The organism is Virgisporangium aliadipatigenens (assembly GCF_016863615.1).
GTDB lineage: Bacteria > Actinomycetota > Actinomycetes > Mycobacteriales > Micromonosporaceae > Virgisporangium > Virgisporangium aliadipatigenens.
Map to the genome: position 1 here is coordinate 116037 of NZ_BOPF01000022.1, position 16532 is coordinate 132568.

Below are 16532 nucleotides of genomic sequence, written 5' to 3' on the forward strand. Positions count from 1 at the left end.
GGCAACGACGCGAGACAGGAGACGACCGTGCAGTACCTGGTTTCCGTGATCGACGACAAGAGCAACTCCGGCACCCCGGAGGAGATGGCCGCCATCGACGAGTTCAACGAGGGGCTCCGGGCCGACGGGCACTGGGTCTTCGCCGGCGGGCTCGCCGCGCCCGACACCGCCACGGTCATCGACAACCGGGACGGCGCGGCGATCTTCACGGACGGGCCGTTCGTGGAGTCGAAGGAGTACCTCGCCGGCTTCTGGGTGATGGAGGCCGCCGACCTCGACGTGGCGCTCAGGCTCGCCGCCGCGGGGTCGAAGGCGTGCAACCGGCGGGTCGAGGTGCGGCCGTTCCTGTGAACCCGGTCGACGTCCGCGAAGCGGTCACCCGGGCCCACCGCGCGGAGTGGGCCCGGGTGGTGGCCGCCCTGACCCGGCGTTTCGGCGACCTCGACATCGCCGAGGAGGCGGCGGCCGAGGCGTTCGCGACCGCGGTCGAACGGTGGCCGGCCGACGGCGTTCCGCCGAACCCCGGCGCCTGGCTGACCGTCACCGCAAACCGCCGCGCCATCGACCGGATCCGCCGCGAGAGCAAGCGCGAGGACAAGCAGCGGGAGGCGCAGATGGTCCACGACGACGACCCGCCCGAGCCGCTCGGCGCCATCGACGACGAACGACTCCGCCTGATCTTCACCTGCTGCCACCCGGCGCTGGCCGTGCAGACCCGCATCGCGCTGACGCTGCGCATGGTCGGCGGGCTGACCGTGCCCGAGATCGCCCGCGCGTACCTCGTCCAGCCGACCGCCATGGAACAGCGGATCACCCGCGCGAAGGCGAAGATCAAGGCGGCCCGCATCCCCTACCGGGTGCCCTCCGCCGAGGACCTGCCGGCCCGCGTCGCGGGTGTGCTCACCGTGCTCTACCTCGTCTTCAACGAGGGCTACCTGGCCACCGGCCCCGGCACCGACCCGGTGCGCGGCGACCTGACCGCCGAGGCGATCCGGCTCACCCGCCTGATCCACGCGCTGCTGCCCGACGACGGCGAGGTCACCGGGCTCCTGGCGCTGATGCTGCTCATCGAGGCCCGCCGCACCGCCCGGGTGGCCATCGACGGCGAACTGATCCCCCTCGGCGAGCAGGACCGGGGATCCTGGGACCGGGCGATGATCGCCGAGGGGCACCAACTCGTCCGGGAACGCCTCGCCACCGGCGTCGCCCCGGGCCGCTACCAGATCCTCGCCGCCGTCAACGCCGTGCACACCTCCGCCCGCGACGTGCGCGACACCGACTGGTCCCAGGTCGTCGCCCTCTACGACCAGCTCGTGCGGGTCGACCCCTCGCCGATCATCGCCGTCAACCGGGCCGTCGCCGTCGCCGAACTCGACGGGCCGGAGGTGGCGCTGGCGGCGGTCGAACGGCATGCGGACGCGCTGGACGGCTATCACGCCTACCACGCGACGCGGGCCGACCTGCTGCGCCGCCTGGGACTCGGGGAACGGGCGAGGGCGGCCTACGACCGGGCGATCGAGCTGGCGGGCAACTCGGCGGAGGTCGCCTATCTGACGCGTCGGCGGGATCAGTTGGGTCATGCCTAGCGCCGGCGGCGGGCGGCGACCCGCCGGTGGTTGCGGACGCCGCGGCGAGTGGCCACCCGCCGCGGCTCCTGATCGCTAGCCGGCCGGACGCCGCTATCCCTCGCGGCGGTCCAGGTTGCGGATCCGGGTGGGCGCGGCGGCCCGCGGCGCCGTCCCCTCGGGTGCCGGGAACGCCGCGGTCAGCAGGTCGAGCAGCGCGCTGCCCGGGTCGCCGTCGCCCCACGGGTTGGCGGACAGGCTGAGCTGGCGGCGACCGTCGGCCGTGCTGAACGAGTAGGTGACGTAGCCGAAGATGCCGCCGGTGTGGCCCCACAGCGTCACGCCGTTGGGCAGCGTCTCGGTCTGCAGCCCGAGGCCGTAACCCGCGTCCGGGAAGGACGTGCGCATCTCGGTCAGCAGCGGCTCGTGGACCAGCCGGCCGGCGTTGAGGGCGCCGTAGAAGCGGTTCAGGTCGCCGGCACCGGAGAGCATCGCGCCGGCCGCACCGGCGATCGACGGGTTGAAATCGGTGATGTCGACCGGCACGACCGCGCCGTCGCGCACGTCGGGCAGGTACCCGTGCGAGTGCGGGCCGCGGATGTGCGGGTCGGCGCCGGGCAGTTCCGCGTCGCGCAGCCGCAGCGGTTGGAGGATCCGGCGGCGGATCTCGTCGGCGTAGGTGCGCCCCGTGACGCGTTCGACGACGAGGCCCAGCAGGATGTAGTTGGTGTTGGAGTAGGACCAGGACGTTCCCGGATCGAACAACGACGGCCGGCCGGCGATCAGGCCGAGGATCTCGCGCGGCGACCAGGTGCGGTAGCGGATGCGGACCAGGTCGGCGACGGCCGGATACAGCTCCTCCAGCACGTCCGTGTAGTTGAAGATGCCGCTGGTGTGCTGCAGCAGGTGCCGCAGCGTCACCCGGTCGCCGCCGGGCAGACCGCCCGGCAGCCAGCGTCGCAGCGGGTCGTCCAGCCCCAGCCGGCGTTCGGCCGCGAGCTGGAGGACGACCGTGGCCACGAAGCTCTTGGTGACGCTGCCGACCCGGAACCGCCCGGTGGGGACCACCGGCTTCGAGGTGCCGAGTTCGCGGACCCCGCTCGAGCCGCGCCACACCCAGCGCGGGTCGCGGACCTCGGCGAGCACCCCGGACGCGACGGTGCCGGCCAGCCGGTCGAGGGCCGACTGGAACGCGGCGCCCTCCGGCGGGGTGGCGGGTGCGGCCACGGCGGGTGTGGCGGCGTTGGTGGCGGCGGCCACCGCGACGGTCGCGGCGGCTCCGGCCCTGAGCATGGTTCGACGTGTCGTCATTGCGGCTCCCCGAAAGCATGATGAAACACAACGGTGCATGCGATTTCATCGATGAGAATGCCGCTCGGCGCCGGCACCCGAATCGTGCGCCCGGACGAACCGGCCCCCTAGGTGGCGCCGGCCGCGCGTGAAAGGCTTTCAGCGCGGGAACTCTCGCGGTCGAGCCCTTTCCACCCCCTGCCAAGCGGCGTTTCCGCTCGGGGCGGAGCCGCTCGCGGGCGACGGGTTGAGATCGGCTGTGATCAATGTACGGTCGAGGCGCTCCCAGATCGCGTCCGCCCACTGCCCGAGGAGCCCGAAAATGACCCAACGGCACCGTCGGCCGGCCACCGTGCTGGCCGGCCTGTTCGTGCTGGCCCTGTCCGCGTTCCTGTCGCCCTCGGCGGCCACGCCCGGCACCGCCGCGGCCGGCGCATCCCCCCGCCAGGTGCCGCTCGCCGAGCTGACCGTTACGGCCGAACAGGTCGCCTACGGCCTGCAGCGACCGATCGCGATCACCGGCCTGCCGGACGGGCGGATGCTGATCGCGGAGAAGAACGGCACCGTCCGCTCCTACCACCCCGACACCGGCCTGGCCGCCGCGCCGGTGCTCGACCTGACCGCCCGCATCGACGCGTCGGACAACGAACGCGGCCTGCTCGGCATCACGCCCGCGCCGAACTTCGCCCGGACCGGGCTGCTCTACGTGGCCTACACGAGCCTGCCGGCCGGCGAACTGACCCTGGCGCGGGTGCCCATCGGCGCCCCCGAACGGCTGCAGGTGCTGCTCACCCAGGAACACGCCCAGTACGGCAACCACAACGGCGGACAGGTGGCGTTCGGCCGCGACGGCTACCTGTACTGGTCCACCGGCGACGGCGGCGGCGCGAACGACCCGTTCAAGTCCGGCCAGAACCTCGGCACCCTGCTCGGCAAGATCGTGCGGATCGACGTCAACCGCGCCTGCGGGGCGAGGCCGTACTGCGTGCCCGCCGACAACCCGTTCGTGCGCACGCCGGGCGCACGGCCGGAGATCTGGGTCTACGGGCTGCGCAACCCGTGGAAGTTCTCCATCGACCCGGTCGACAACTCGCTGTGGATCGGCGACGTCGGGCAGGGCCTGATCGAGGAGGTCGACCACATTCGCCCGGCGCAGCGCGGCGCCAACCTCGGCTGGTCCTGCAAGGAGGGCACCCCGGTGTTCGACGCGCAGCAGTGCCGGCCGGGTGCGCAGTACACCGACCCGGTCTTCGAGTACGAACACTTCATGACGGAGAGCTGCTCGGTGATCGGCGGCGTGGTGTACCGCGGAACCAGGACCCCCGAGGCCTGGGGCACCTACATCGCGAGCGACTACTGCGCGCCGCGGGTGTTCGCCGTGCGGCCCAAGCCCCGGGGTGGCTACGAGAACGCCGTCGTCGGCAACTTCCCCACCCAGCCGACCGCGATCGGCACCGACGCCAACGGCGAGCTGTACGTGCTCAGCGACCTCCCGGGATGGCTGAGCCGGGTGCGGATCGAACGGGTCCAGCCGGCGCCCGGCGGCACGGTGGCAAACCGCTAGCCGCGCACCGGTGAAGCGAGGAGGCGACCCCGCCTCCTCGCTTCCGTTCGACCGCCTCAGAGCCCGGGCACTATGCCGACGTCGGCGTCGCCGTAGCCGATCTCCGGCGTCGTACCGAAGGGGTTGGGAGCGTTCGTCGGCTGGTCCCACGTGAAGTAGTAGCCGGAGTTGGACTCCCCCCGGCCCACGAACGCGCCGTACCCGATCCCGACGCCCGGGCCCGCGGCCGCACCGAGCGCGACGGACTTGTCGTCGCTGATGCCTCCCTCGAGGCCGAAGTCGACCGGGCCCAGCCGGGCGTCTCCGCCGAAGTTCGTCTCGCCGCCGCCGAGGCCTTCGATGTCGGCGTTGGACCCCTTGATGCCGATGGTTCCGCTGAAGCCCGCGCCGGGGCCGTAGTAGAACTTCTTGCCGGTCGACCAGCCGAAGCCCCGCGAGTCGATTGCTGTGCAGCTCTCGGTCGCGATGCCGGTCAGGAACTGGAAGCTCGTGCCGAGACAGAACGAGAACGACCAGTTACCCCGCTTCTCCTGGGGCTTCTCCGGCGGGGGCTTGCACGGTGCGAACTTCGACGCCGTGGCGGGGGCCTTGGCGGACGCGCAGCCGGGTGCATAGGGCGGGCACTGGCCCGGGTAGGTCCCGGACTTGCCGGCGCTGCCGCTGTTCGTCGTACCGGACGGGGTGCTGCTGCTGCTCGAGGATTTCCGCGGCAGGTTCCGGCAGTCGTTGTCCGGGCACATGATGAGGCCGGACGGGTCGCTGTACGCGATCGGGTTGTTGTTCGCGTAGCCGTAGGCGTTGAGCTGCTGCGGCTCGTTCGGCACCAGGAGCGGGTCGACCGAGGTGAACCGGCCCGACGCGGGGTCGTACTCGCGGGCCCCGAGGTGGGTCAGGCCGGTGGCGTCGTCCCGGGTTCCGCCGAGGAAGCCCAGTTCCGTCGGGAACGGGTCGGACGTCCCGCGCGGTGCGCCGAAGGGGTCGAACCGGCGGCGCGCCACCTTCAGGCTGGTCGAGTCGACGGCCAGGTACGGGGTGTTCTGACGGTCCGTGACGAGCCACGTGAGCTGCCCGCCCACCCGTGCCGCCACGGTCTTCCCGCCGTGGCGGTAGTACCGGGTGCCGGTGAGCGTTCCGGTGGCGGCGTCCAGGCGCAGTTCCTGCCCGGGGAGGTAGAGGGTGGTCCCGTTCGGGTCGTGGCGCAGCAGCCGGTTGCCGTCGGCGGTGTAGCTGAACCGGGTGTCGCCGGCGCGGTCCAGGCGGCCCAGCGGGTCCCAGGCGAGTTCCTGCCCCGCCCGGTCGACGGTGTTGCCCGCGGCGTCGTAGCCGAACGCGTCGACCTTGGCGCCGGCTACCGCTGTGGCCAGCCGGTGGCCGGCTCCGTAGGTGTAGGTGCGGGCGCCGTCGCCGGTCCGGTTGCCGGCCGTGTCGTAGGTGTAGGAGCGCAGGTAGGGCGCGGGGCCGCCGAGCGAGGTGGCGTCGGGTGTGCCGCAGGTCGGGGCGTTCGGCGTCCAGGCGTCGGACAGGCGGCGCTGGCCGTCGTAGCGGAAGCATTGCCGGTCGGCGGCCAGCTCCGGCGCCGTGGTCACCACCGAGGTGATGTTCCGGGCCGCGTCGTAGGTGTATCGCGTGTCGGCCTGCAGCGGCGCGGCGACCTCGGCGTCGACGATTTCCCTTTCCACCCAACGGGTGCCGGTCTGCCGGTGCGTGGTGAGCCACACCCGGCCGGTGCCTTCCGGGTCGCCGAGCTGGAGCTGGGTGGCCTCGCCGTAGCGGGTGTGGGTGGTCGCGCCGACGTACCAGGAGGTGTGCCCGTCATACCCGCCGTAGGTCTTCGCGGGCTGGCCGCCGTCGTCGTAGGTGTGCGTGACGATCTCCCGCTTCAGGTCCCCCACGGCCGGCAGCACCTCCTCCTTGACGCTGCCGTCGACGTTGTAGCTGTAACCGGTGGTGTAGGTGCCCACCAGGGTCTGCGCGGTCTCGGGAACGACCACCTGCGTGCGGGTCACCTTCCGCAGCGCCGAGTACCCGAGAACCTCGGTCGGATAAGCGTTTCCGCGCTCGTCGAACCTGGTCGACCTGGCGGGCAGGCCGATCCCGTTCGTCGCCGTGTCGTAGGTCCACGTGGCGAGCGGCGTGTCGCCGCGGCGCACCGCGGTCGGGCGACCGAGCGGGTCGTACTCGTAGTGGAGCGTGATCCCGCGGCTGTCGGTGGTGCTGACGCGCTGCCCGGCCCGGTCGTAGCCGACCGTCGAGGTCCCGTTGTCGACGTCCTCGGCTCCGGTCTGCCGGCCCAGCATGTCGTAGGTGTAGCGCCAGGTGTTGCCGGCCGCGTCGGCGACGGTCGCGAGTTGACCGGTCCGGGTGTAGGTGTACCGCGTCGTCTGTCCACTTTGGACAATCTCGACGGTCCGGCCGTGGCCGTCGACGACGGTGGTGCGTGCGGGTCCGCCGTCGGGCGGCGTCACGGTCACCCGGTCGCCGCCGTACTCGGTGGTGGTGCGCTGGCTGAGCGTGCCGAGCACCCGGAGTTCGGTCGCCACGACCCGCCCGGCCCCGTCGTGGGTGGTCCACGTGATGGCGGGTGTCTCGCCGTCGTGCGCCTGCCAGATCTGGCCGTCCACCGCCGCGTCGTTGGCGTAGGCGCCGGTGATCTTGAACGCCCGACCCTGGCTGTCGTAGCGGGTGTCGGTGATGAGCCGGCCGCCGCCGGACGCGGGACGCTGCACCTGCCGCGTCCGCAGCAGCCCGTCGTACAGCGTGTTGGTGGTGAGGTAGTTCCCGTTCGGTCCGATGATCGTGGTGGAGACCACGGACGGCCCGTCGGCCCGGATGGTGTAGCTGAACCGGGAGTTGCCCTGCCTGTTGGTGGCCCTGGGCCGGTTCGGCAGCCACACCTCGGTCAGCCGGCCGAGCGGGTCGTAGGTGTTCTCGGTGACCTTGCCGTTGGCGTCGGTGCTCGTCAGCACGCTGCCCCAGGCCGGCTCGTGGGTGGTGGCCACGGTGTGGCCCAGGGCGTTGGTCTGCACCGTGCGCGTCACCGGCCCGGTCTCCGGCTCGTATGCCGTGGTGGTGGCCCGGTCGAGCGCGTCGAACCGCTTGAGCGGCCGGCCGAAGGTGTCGTACTCGGCGCGTGACTGCTGCTGGAAGCCGGTTTCCGTGGCGACCTCGACGAGCGTCGGGTCGCCGACGACCGGTGCGGCACCGTGCGCCTTGCCGTCGTACGACGTGCGGGTCGCCGACAGCCGCGCGGCACCCGTGACCCCGCAGGCAGCCGCGGTCGTCTCGGTCTCGGACGCGCGATCCACGATCCAGTCGTCGGTGTTGCGGACGTACGAGACGGTGGTGCACCGGTCGTCGGAGTCGGTCGCCGCGTCGCCGAGATCGCTGGTGGCGGTCAGCTGCTTACGGTTGTCGTAGGAGCGGTCGACCCGGGTCTCCCGCCAGCCGCCGGCGGCCAGCGCCGTGAAGGTGCGGCTCTGCCCGTTCGTGACGAGGTACGACTGCAGCTTTCCCCGCGTCGCGGTCGGCCCCTGCCAGGTCGGAGTGTGCACGGTCCGGGTCAGCACCGCGCCGTCCACGCCCAGGTGGGTCGCCTCGTAGTACGGGAAACCGGCGAGCCAGTCGGCGTCGGCGCGGGGGCCGTTCACGCCGTCGTCGACCGTGCTCGCGCGCCGGCCGTCGCGGGGCAGCGTGTCGCCGTCCATGCCGCGGTAGTACTTCGTCTCGGCCATGGTGACCGGTCCGCCCTGGTCGCCGTCGGCGCCGCGGAGCACCCGTACCCGGCCGAAGCCACGGAACTCGTTCCAGGTGCGCTTGGCGTCCTCGGTGAGTTCCGAGGTGTCGTAGTGCCAGGCGGCGCCGTCGTGGTACTCGTACCGGGTCGTGACCGGCACGCCGGTGCCCAGCCGATCCAGTTCGTCCACCTGGGACACCACGTACCGCCGGAACCAGTCGGTGCGTTCGGTCGTGGCGCCCGGCGGGGTCCAGCGCACCGGGTAGCAGAGTGTGGTGTTGGACTCCGCGCTCGCCGGCAGGTTCGACGGGTCGCAGTCCGGGTCCCGGTACTTCACGTCGATGACGCCACCGCTCTCGGAGACCACCGCGCTGACCCGGTACCGGTTCAGCGGCGCCAGTTCGTCGGCCAGCGGCACCCGGTTGCCCAACCGCCGGCCCTCGAACGTCACGGCGGGAAGTTTGGCCTCGCCGCCGACGTGACCGGTGTGCGCGACGGAACGCAGCCACAACGCCGCCCGGGTGGCGTCGTCGCCGGAGTAGGGGAAGCTGTGCTCCAGCGTCCACGAGTCGACCGGCTCGTGCTTGCCGTTCTTGAGCACGCTGGTGGTGACCCGTTCCAGCCGCTTGGTGATCCAGAACGACGGTGCCGCCCGGTCGGCGTTCCACGGGACGTCCGGCCAGTTCTGGGGCTTGGTGCTGACGCACTCGCTACCCGGCACGCACCGGTCGGCGACGGCGAAGTCCACCCGGGCGGACCAGGCGCCGCCCACCGGTGGGCCGTACTCCGCGCTACGCAGGTACCCGCCGCGCACATAGTTCGCCGCCGGGGTGCCGTAGGAGGCGGTCTCCGTCGTATAGCCGTACAGGACGGTGTTGCCGTGCCGGTCGACGACCTTGTCCAGGTTCCATCGCCACGCCTGGTCGCATCGGGTGCCCTCGCAGGGCTCCTGGCTGTCGTCGCCGCGCACCGGCACGGTCCAGGTCGACCCGGCCTCCGGGCGCGAGCCGTAGAAGTACCTCGTGCCGTCGACCTTGGTCACGACCCAGTGCTCGCCGTCGTTGTCGCCGTTGGCCACCCCGGTACGACGTTCGATCCGGCTGCCGTCGTCGAACTTGAGACGCCAGTAACCCTCGCCGTCCTTGACCAACGGACCGCCACCGCCCCCACCGAACACCGCGGTCGCGTTGTCGGTGCGCCAGCACAGGTCGGGACCCTGCTTGCACGGCAGATAGGCACGGTCGAGATGGCCGACGGAGAGGTCCCAGCCGTCGCCCACCCACGACGCCTGGTTGTTGGTGACGCTGGTCCGCCCGTCCACCGCGCCCGACGAGTACGTCAGCGCCAGGCTCGGCGCGAGCCCACCCGGCACCGGCGGCACCCGCAACGGGTACGACCAGGTGAACTGGCCCAACTGCGGAGAGACCTGCCAGGTGCCCGACGGCGTCAGCGGAGTGGCGGTCGGGGCGCCGGCACCGCCCTTGTCGCCCGCACCCGGCTGGTTCCTGGTCAGCGCGTTGAGCGCCGCCTCGTCGAGCGCGCGGCCCGTCATGCCGACCTTGGTGACCGGCACCGACCCGACGGTCTCCGGTCGGCCCGACGGCTCGGCCGCCGCGGCCGTGGGCAGCGTGGCGACGATGCCGGTCGCGGCGATCGTCCCGACCCAGAACGCGGCCATCATCCTTCGAGGTTTCATGCTCAGAACTCCGCGGTCGTGGTCGGCGGGTTGACGAGGACGTACCCGAGCAGGCCCTCCACCGTGAAGCCCTCACAGGTGGCCGAGTTGGAGGTGAAACGCTGCCCGTTGATCGCGCAGCGGTACAGCGGTCTGCTCTCCGCTCCGGTCGGCGCCTGCGCCCACAGCCGGCCGAGTTGGCCCGTCACCGTCCTGCCGCCGCAGGCGGCGTCGGTCGCGACGAACTGGTCGCCGCCGTCGAGGCAGGCGTACAGCGGCACCGTGCCGTTCACCGGAGTAAGCGCGAGGAACCCGTGCGGGCCCTCCAGCCGGTAGCCGGGTGGGGCCGCGGCCGTCGTGGTGTGGTGTTCGGCGACGTCCTGGTGGTAGTAGCGACTCAGCGCCGTGTAGGCGACGGCGTACCCGAGGGTGGCCTGTTTGCCGGCGCCGCCGCAGTCCGCGGCCCGGGAGTCGAACCGGTCGCCGCCGTTCACGCATCGGTACAGCGCGACGGTGGGGATGTTGGTCGGCGGGACGGTGTAGACGAGACCGGTCTCGCCCACGTTCGTGGCGCCCTCGCACGCTTGGTCGGTGGAGCTGAAGTAGTCGCCGCCCGATCGGCAGGCGTACAGCATCGCGGTGTTCGGCCCGCTCGCCGCGGGGCGGCCGAGCACCTCCTCGACCCGGTACCCGTCGCGCGGCGTCGTCCCGGTGCCGGCGGTGTAGTGCTCGCCGGCGGCGTTGACGTAGCGGCCGAACTGATCCTTGTGCGCGCCCGGCCAACCGGCCCGGGCGGCGCTGCGTTCCTCGGTCGGCAGCCCGTACCCGATCCGCACCTCGTCGATGCCGCCGACGAGGTGCTGCGCCGGCGCCCCGTCGACCTTCGCGCGGCCCAGCACCAGCTTGCCGGTGGCCGTCCACAGCACGACGTCGTCACGGGTACCGACGAGCTTGCCGTCCACGTAGAGGCGCAGCTGTCTCGCCGCGTGGTCGTACACGCCGGCGACGTGGCTCCACTGGTTCACCACCGGTGCCTGCTGGGCGGCGACGTACACCATCGGCGCGCCGTCGGCGTCGGAGCCGGCCTGCCCGAAGACCCACCGCTTGAGACCGGCGCGGTACTGCAGCACGAACCCGCTGTTGCGGCTGCCGTCCTGACTCACGGCCGTTCCCGTCACGTCGTCGCGGGCGAGACTGACCCAGGCGCTCACGCTGAAGCTGTCGCGCATGTTCACGCCGCTGTACGCCGCCGTCGCCGCGCCGGTGCCGTCGAGCCGCGCCGCCCGACCCGTGATGCCGGGACCGTAGGTCACACCGCCCGACGCCGTCGCGTCGTTGCGGCGCCACGAGGTGTCGCGGGTCGTGTCGTCGTCGAACCGGTACATCTCGTAGGTCACGTCGGTGGCCTGGTCGTGCATCCGCCGCAGCTGCCCGGCGGAGAGGACCTGCTGGTACAGGCGCACGTCGTCGACGCCCCGGGCCAGCAGGCCGGTGGCGGCGCCGTTCCACCTGGCCCGGCCGATCGACACCGGTCCGGTCGAGCGCGGCACGACCACCCCGACCTGGACGGCGGACAGGACCCCGTTGACGTACAGGCGCAGCTGCCCGAGGTCGGCGTCGTAGGTGACCGCGAGCTGGGTCCACTCGCCGACCGCGACCGGCTCGGTCGACAGCAGCGTGACGACCTGCGGGTTGTCCTGGTCGGCGCGCGGCACGACCACGGCCCACCGTTTGACGTCGCCCTGGTAGCGCAGCTGGAAGGCGCTCACCCGTTGGCCGTCCTGGCCCAGCACCGCGCGGTTCGCCCCGTCGTCGGTGGTCTGGTAGACCCAGGCCGTCGCGGTGAAGCTGCGAGCGGTGTCGAGGGCCGCGCTGCCGGTCTCGGCATATCCGGTCGAACCGTCGAGCAGCACGCCGTAGCCGTCCCGCCCACCGACCCACGACCAGCCGCCCTTGAGCGTCGCCGGGTGGCCCTTGCCGCTCGAGTCGGCGAGTGTCGCACCGGTGTTCTCGTCGAGCTTCCAGTGGCCGGCGTCCGGCGCGGGCACCGCGGTCGAACCCTGCTGCGCCGGGTAGGCGGCGTAGACGCCCGCGACCCGCTTGGCGTCCAGCGCACCGGTGTACAGGCGCACCTCGTCGACGTCGCCGGTCCAGTACCCGTTCGGCTGGCCGCCGGACTCGCCGCGCCCGATGACGAGTCCGCCGGTCGCCTGCCATGGGGTGTTGAGGGTGCCCTCGTCGTGGCGGCTGCCGTTGACGTACAGCACCACCAGCTTGGCGGCCGGGTCGTACACCCCGACCAGGTGCACCCAGTCGCCGACCTCGTCGAGGCGGGTGGCGATCGACGCCTTCGTCACGGTCACCTGGTCGGCCTCCGGCATCTCGAAGAACCAGGCGCCGCACTGGTACTGGTCGTCGTCGACGAGGTGACCGAGCCGGAACTTGCTGCCGGTACCGCCGTCGACCGTGACCGCGGCCATCGTGGCCGGCCGGGCCGCGCAGTCGGTGGGCGCCACCTTCACCCAGGCGGCGACGGTGAACGCCTTGTCGGTGCGCACGTCCACGCCCGGCGTGGTGACCGCTCCGCCGCCGCCGTCCAGGTGCACGGCGTTGCCGATCCGCCCGGCGGTGGGGCCGACGTCGCCGGAACGGGTGCCGCCGCGCGCGCCCACCGAGTCGGCCGCGTTGCCACCGCTCGGCTCGTCGAGTTTCCACTCGTGCACCAGGCTCAGGTCGCGCCCGGCCATCGTGACGATTTCGTCGGCGAACAGCGGACGGGACCACACCGACACGTCGTCGATCGCGCCGGGGAAGAAGCCCGTCCGGTTCCCGGCCCACTTGGCGGCGCCGATCTGCAGGTCCCCGTCGGTCGACGCGAACACGTTCACCCCGTCCCGCGCTCCCACCAGAATCCCGTTCACGTACAACTCCACGCGACGGCTCACCGCGTTGTAGGTCATCGCCAGGTGCGTCCACGCGCCGATCTGCGCCGGCGACCCGGCGACCTCGACGGGAACCGCGGCGGACTCGTCGTCGCGGTCGAACACCGCGACCGACCAGGTGCCGTCGGGTCGGGCCTGGAGCCGGAACGGAGCGATCCGGCCGCCGTCCTGCGACACCACCGTCGCCTGCGCGCCCGCGCGGTCCAGCCGCGCCCAGGCCGCGACGGAGAAGCTGCGACCGGTGTCCACCGCGTGCTTCGCGCTGACGTAGGTCGTGCCGCCGTCGAGGCGCACCGCCAGGTCGTTCGGCTGCGGGAAGGTGGACTGGCCCCCGGCGTAGTCGACCGCCGGGCCACCGTGCCGACCGCTGAAGGCGGTCGGGTCCGCCACCAGATTGCCGTCGAACGACCAGCGCGCCACCGCGACCGCGTCCCGACTCACCAGGCCCTGCAACTCCGCCTCGGACACCACGCGGTTGTAGGTGCGCACCTCGTCGACCGTGCCGAACCACGGGTTGGTGCGCTGTCCCTCCCACAGCCCACCACCGACGCGGAACGCCCCCGTGGCGTTGAACCCGCCGGTGCGGGTCGTGGTGCCGGCCAACCGGCCGTCGACGTACAGCGACACCGTGCCGGTCGACGCGTCGTGAACGCCCGCGACGTGCACCGACCGGCCGACCACCGCCGAGCCCGCACCGCTTCGCAGCACGGTGTCGCCGGGACGGCCGGGACCCGCGTCGGCGGACGGCAGGTGGAACTCCCACACGCCGCCGTCGACGTTGCGGTACCCGAGGAAGAAGCCGCTGTTGACCTCGCCGTCCTGCGAGATCGCGGTGTGGTTGTTACCGCTCGACGGCGCCCGGTCGGGCGTCAGCCAACCGGCCACGGTGAAGCTCTGGTCGGTACGCACGACCGGACCGTTCATGGTGACGTGGTCGTCACCGCCGGCCAGGCGCACCGCACCGGCGACCGGGCCGGGCACGAAGGAGGCGTTGCCGTTACGCACCCCCGCCGCGCCGCCCGGGACCGCGTTGGCCGCCGTCCGCGACGCCGCGTCGTCGTCGAACTTCCAGTAGCCGGTCTGCACGTTGTCGGTGCCGACCTGCGCCCGCACCTCCTCGGCCGACAGCGGCCGGTCGTACAGCTTGACCTCGTCGATCATCCCGGGGAACGGGCCGGCGGTGGCGCCACCGTTCGTGTAGTGCCCGATCCGCAGAGGTCCGTTCGCGGTCCAGGTCGGGTTGCGCGGCGCCGAACCGGCCAGCACCCCGTTGACGTAGAAGAAGATCCGCTTCTGGTTCGCGTCGTACACCCCGGCGAAATGGGTCCACTCGCCGGCGACCGGCCGGGCGGGTGCGCGAACGAAGTCGGCCGGCGCCTGCGCCGCGTCGGTTCGCGGCAGCACGAAGACGAAGCGGTCGTTCCACTTCTCGTACTGCACGGAGAAGCCGACGTTGTTCGCGCCGCTCTGGCTGACGACCGTGGCGCTGGTGGGGTCCAACGAACTGATCTTCGCCCACGCCGAGACCGAGAAGCTCGCGTCGGTGCGGGTGCCGTTCGGCACGACGACCCCACCCGACGAGCCGTCCAGGCTCACCCCCGTGCCCACCGCGCCGGCCGCGTAGGTCGCGCCGCCGAGCAGGTTGCCGTCACGCCAGCCGAGATACGCGCTGTCCTCGGCGTCGCCCTCGAACGACCACTGCGCCAGCGGGCCGTTGCCGGGCCGCACGTAGACGTGGTGGATCCGCTTCTCGCTGCGGTTGCCGCCCCGGTCGACGCTCTGCACGTAGAGGTCGCGTGGCCCGTCCCCGGGCGGGGTGAGCGTGACCGTCGCCGAACCGCCCAACGCGTCCGCGTCGACGGGTGTGCCCGGCGAGTCGCCCCAGCCGTACAGGTAATGGTCGACGTCGGTGACGCCGTTCGCGCCGAAGGTGAACGAGCCGGGTACGGCCGCGCCGCCGTGCCAGCGGTCGTCGGCCGGGTACGCGGCGCTCGTCACGGTCGGTTCCGCGGCGGGCCGGGTCACGTCGACCACGAACGGGCCGGGTCCGAGGCGCCACGGTCCCTCGCCGCCCGGCAGCCCGTCGCGGGGGCGTACGTACCAGGCGATGGTCTGCCCGTCCCAGTTCCTCAGGTCGACCCGGTGGGTGTGCCAGTTGCCCGAACCCAGGGTGCCACCCGGCCGGTACTCCTCCTTCTTGCCGTCGTGGTAGACGTCCCAGTCGGCGTAGAGCTGTTCCCCCTGATCCGGGTCGGTGAGCGCGGCCTGCAGGGCGATCGTCGAGTCGTCGACGTACGGCACCCCGCCGCACCACCGGCACGGTGCCGGCAGTCCGGGGTCGACGCGCACGTCGTCGGGGAGATTCGGCGGGGTGTTGAACTTCACGTACAGCCACGCAGCGTGCGCGTACTTGCGCCAGTGCAGCTGCCCGTCTCTGGTGTCGTTCTCGTTGTCGGCGATGACCGCGTACGAGGTGTAGCCGCCGAGCCGGACCCCGGTGCCGAGCTTCCACACCGCGTCACCGGAACATCCGACGTTCGTGCCGGCGACCCGGCTCATCCCGGGCTGGCTGTTCCACGTCATGGACGGCCAGATATTGCCGTCGTACCGGTAGAGGGACTGGCCGCGGGCCGTGCAGTCGGCGCCGGCGTTGATGTTGATCGACAGCTTGGTGTAGTCCGAGTCGATGATGGTGCGGCCGGCCAGGAACGACGTGTCGAAGCTGTAGTAGGCGCGCGCCACGCCGATACCCCGGCAGTCGCCGCCCAGCAGCGTCGGACAACGGCCGACCTTGCCCAGGCCGTCGCCGTCTCCGTACCAGTAACTCTGATCCGCTTTGCCGCTGAACACGATCGCCCAGTCCGACCTTCCCGCCAGATGTTCGCTCGGATCGATGACGACGGGATAGCGCACCGCCGGATCGTCGAAGAAGTCGGGTGCCGGTTCCAGGGAAAGACTCTCGGCGTCCGCGACCGCCTTGACCGGGGCCCGCTTGGCCCCCTCCCCCGGACCCTGCGCCCCGGATCCGCTGTGCTCCCACATCAGCGGTGACGAACTCCCCAGCACGACGTCGCCGCCCCCCGCACGCACCTCGGTCCCGCCGTCGGAGCGCACCTTCAGCGAAAGGCCCGTCGTCTCCACACCGAAACGGATGCTGCGCAGCGCCGGATTGCGCGCCGCCTCGGCGCTGTGCACGACCAACTGCTTGGCATATCCGGTCGGATCGGCGCGCAGCGTCAGATCCACCCCGGGAAACACGTCCCGGTAGACGGCCAGCGTGCCGACCAACTCCGGCTCCGGCAACGCGCCCGGCCACCGGTAACCGAGGGAACCACCGGCCACCGAGGAGCGCACCAGCGGTTGCTCCGACCCGCCGCCGGAGAACACATAGTCGGCGTCGACGGCGCGCGGCGCGACGGTACCGTCCGCGCGCCGCTCCAGGGTCGCGTCGACATCCACCCAGCGACCCGCCCGCCGGACGCGTACCGGCACATTGGTCACCGCCGCCGTCATCGAGCCGTCCGGCATGGCCTTGACCAGCCGGGTCTGCGTCGTCTGGTCCGCCGCGACCACCGGGATCCGCTGCTTGCGGGCCAGTTCGCGGGCGGTGGCCTGGTCCGGCGCCGTGGTCAGGACCGGTCCGGTCGGCGCCTGCGGCGCGGACCGCGTGATCACCACCATGGACGAGGCGACAATGGCTACGGCTAAGGCGACCCGGTACCACAGTGTTCGCACTTGTATCCCCCGATGGCGCGTCACATGA

At 72.1% G+C, this 16532-nt stretch carries 6 protein-coding genes; 3 read left to right on the forward strand and 3 right to left on the reverse strand.

Annotation, left to right across the window (positions count from 1 at the left end):
- Positions 1 to 27: 27 nt before the first annotated feature.
- Positions 28 to 351 carry a YciI family protein gene (locus tag Val02_RS28200; protein ID WP_203902259.1) on the forward strand — a complete coding sequence of 108 codons (324 nt, stop codon included), beginning with the start codon at positions 28 to 30 and terminating at the stop codon, positions 349 to 351.
- A complete protein-coding gene (locus Val02_RS28205) occupies positions 348 to 1586 on the forward strand; it encodes an RNA polymerase sigma factor (protein ID WP_203902260.1) in 1239 nt (412 codons plus the stop codon). Before Val02_RS28200 ends, Val02_RS28205 begins: the two co-directional genes overlap by 4 nt.
- Positions 1587 to 1679: 93 nt before the next feature.
- On the opposite strand, the gene Val02_RS28210 is transcribed toward Val02_RS28205, so the two are convergent.
- On the reverse strand, positions 1680 to 2876 hold the full coding sequence (locus tag Val02_RS28210) for a serine hydrolase domain-containing protein (RefSeq protein WP_203902261.1): 1197 nt from the start codon (positions 2874 to 2876) through the stop codon (positions 1680 to 1682).
- Between the two features lie 301 nt (positions 2877 to 3177).
- Between Val02_RS28210 and Val02_RS28215 the strand changes: the two genes are divergently transcribed.
- Positions 3178 to 4419: a PQQ-dependent sugar dehydrogenase gene (locus Val02_RS28215; RefSeq protein WP_203902262.1), complete on the forward strand. Its 1242-nt coding sequence runs from the start codon at positions 3178 to 3180 to the stop codon at positions 4417 to 4419.
- Positions 4420 to 4475: 56 nt separating this feature from the next.
- Here Val02_RS28215 and Val02_RS48290 read toward each other — a convergent pair whose 3' ends face one another.
- Positions 4476 to 9848 carry an RHS repeat-associated core domain-containing protein gene (locus Val02_RS48290; protein ID WP_203902263.1) on the reverse strand — a complete coding sequence of 1791 codons (5373 nt, stop codon included), beginning with the start codon at positions 9846 to 9848 and terminating at the stop codon, positions 4476 to 4478.
- A 2-nt stretch (positions 9849 to 9850) separates the two neighbouring features.
- Positions 9851 to 16450 (reverse strand): LamG domain-containing protein, encoded by a 6600-nt coding sequence (locus Val02_RS28225; RefSeq protein WP_203902264.1) that lies wholly within the window; start codon positions 16448 to 16450, stop codon positions 9851 to 9853.
- Positions 16451 to 16532: the final 82 nt, after the last annotated feature.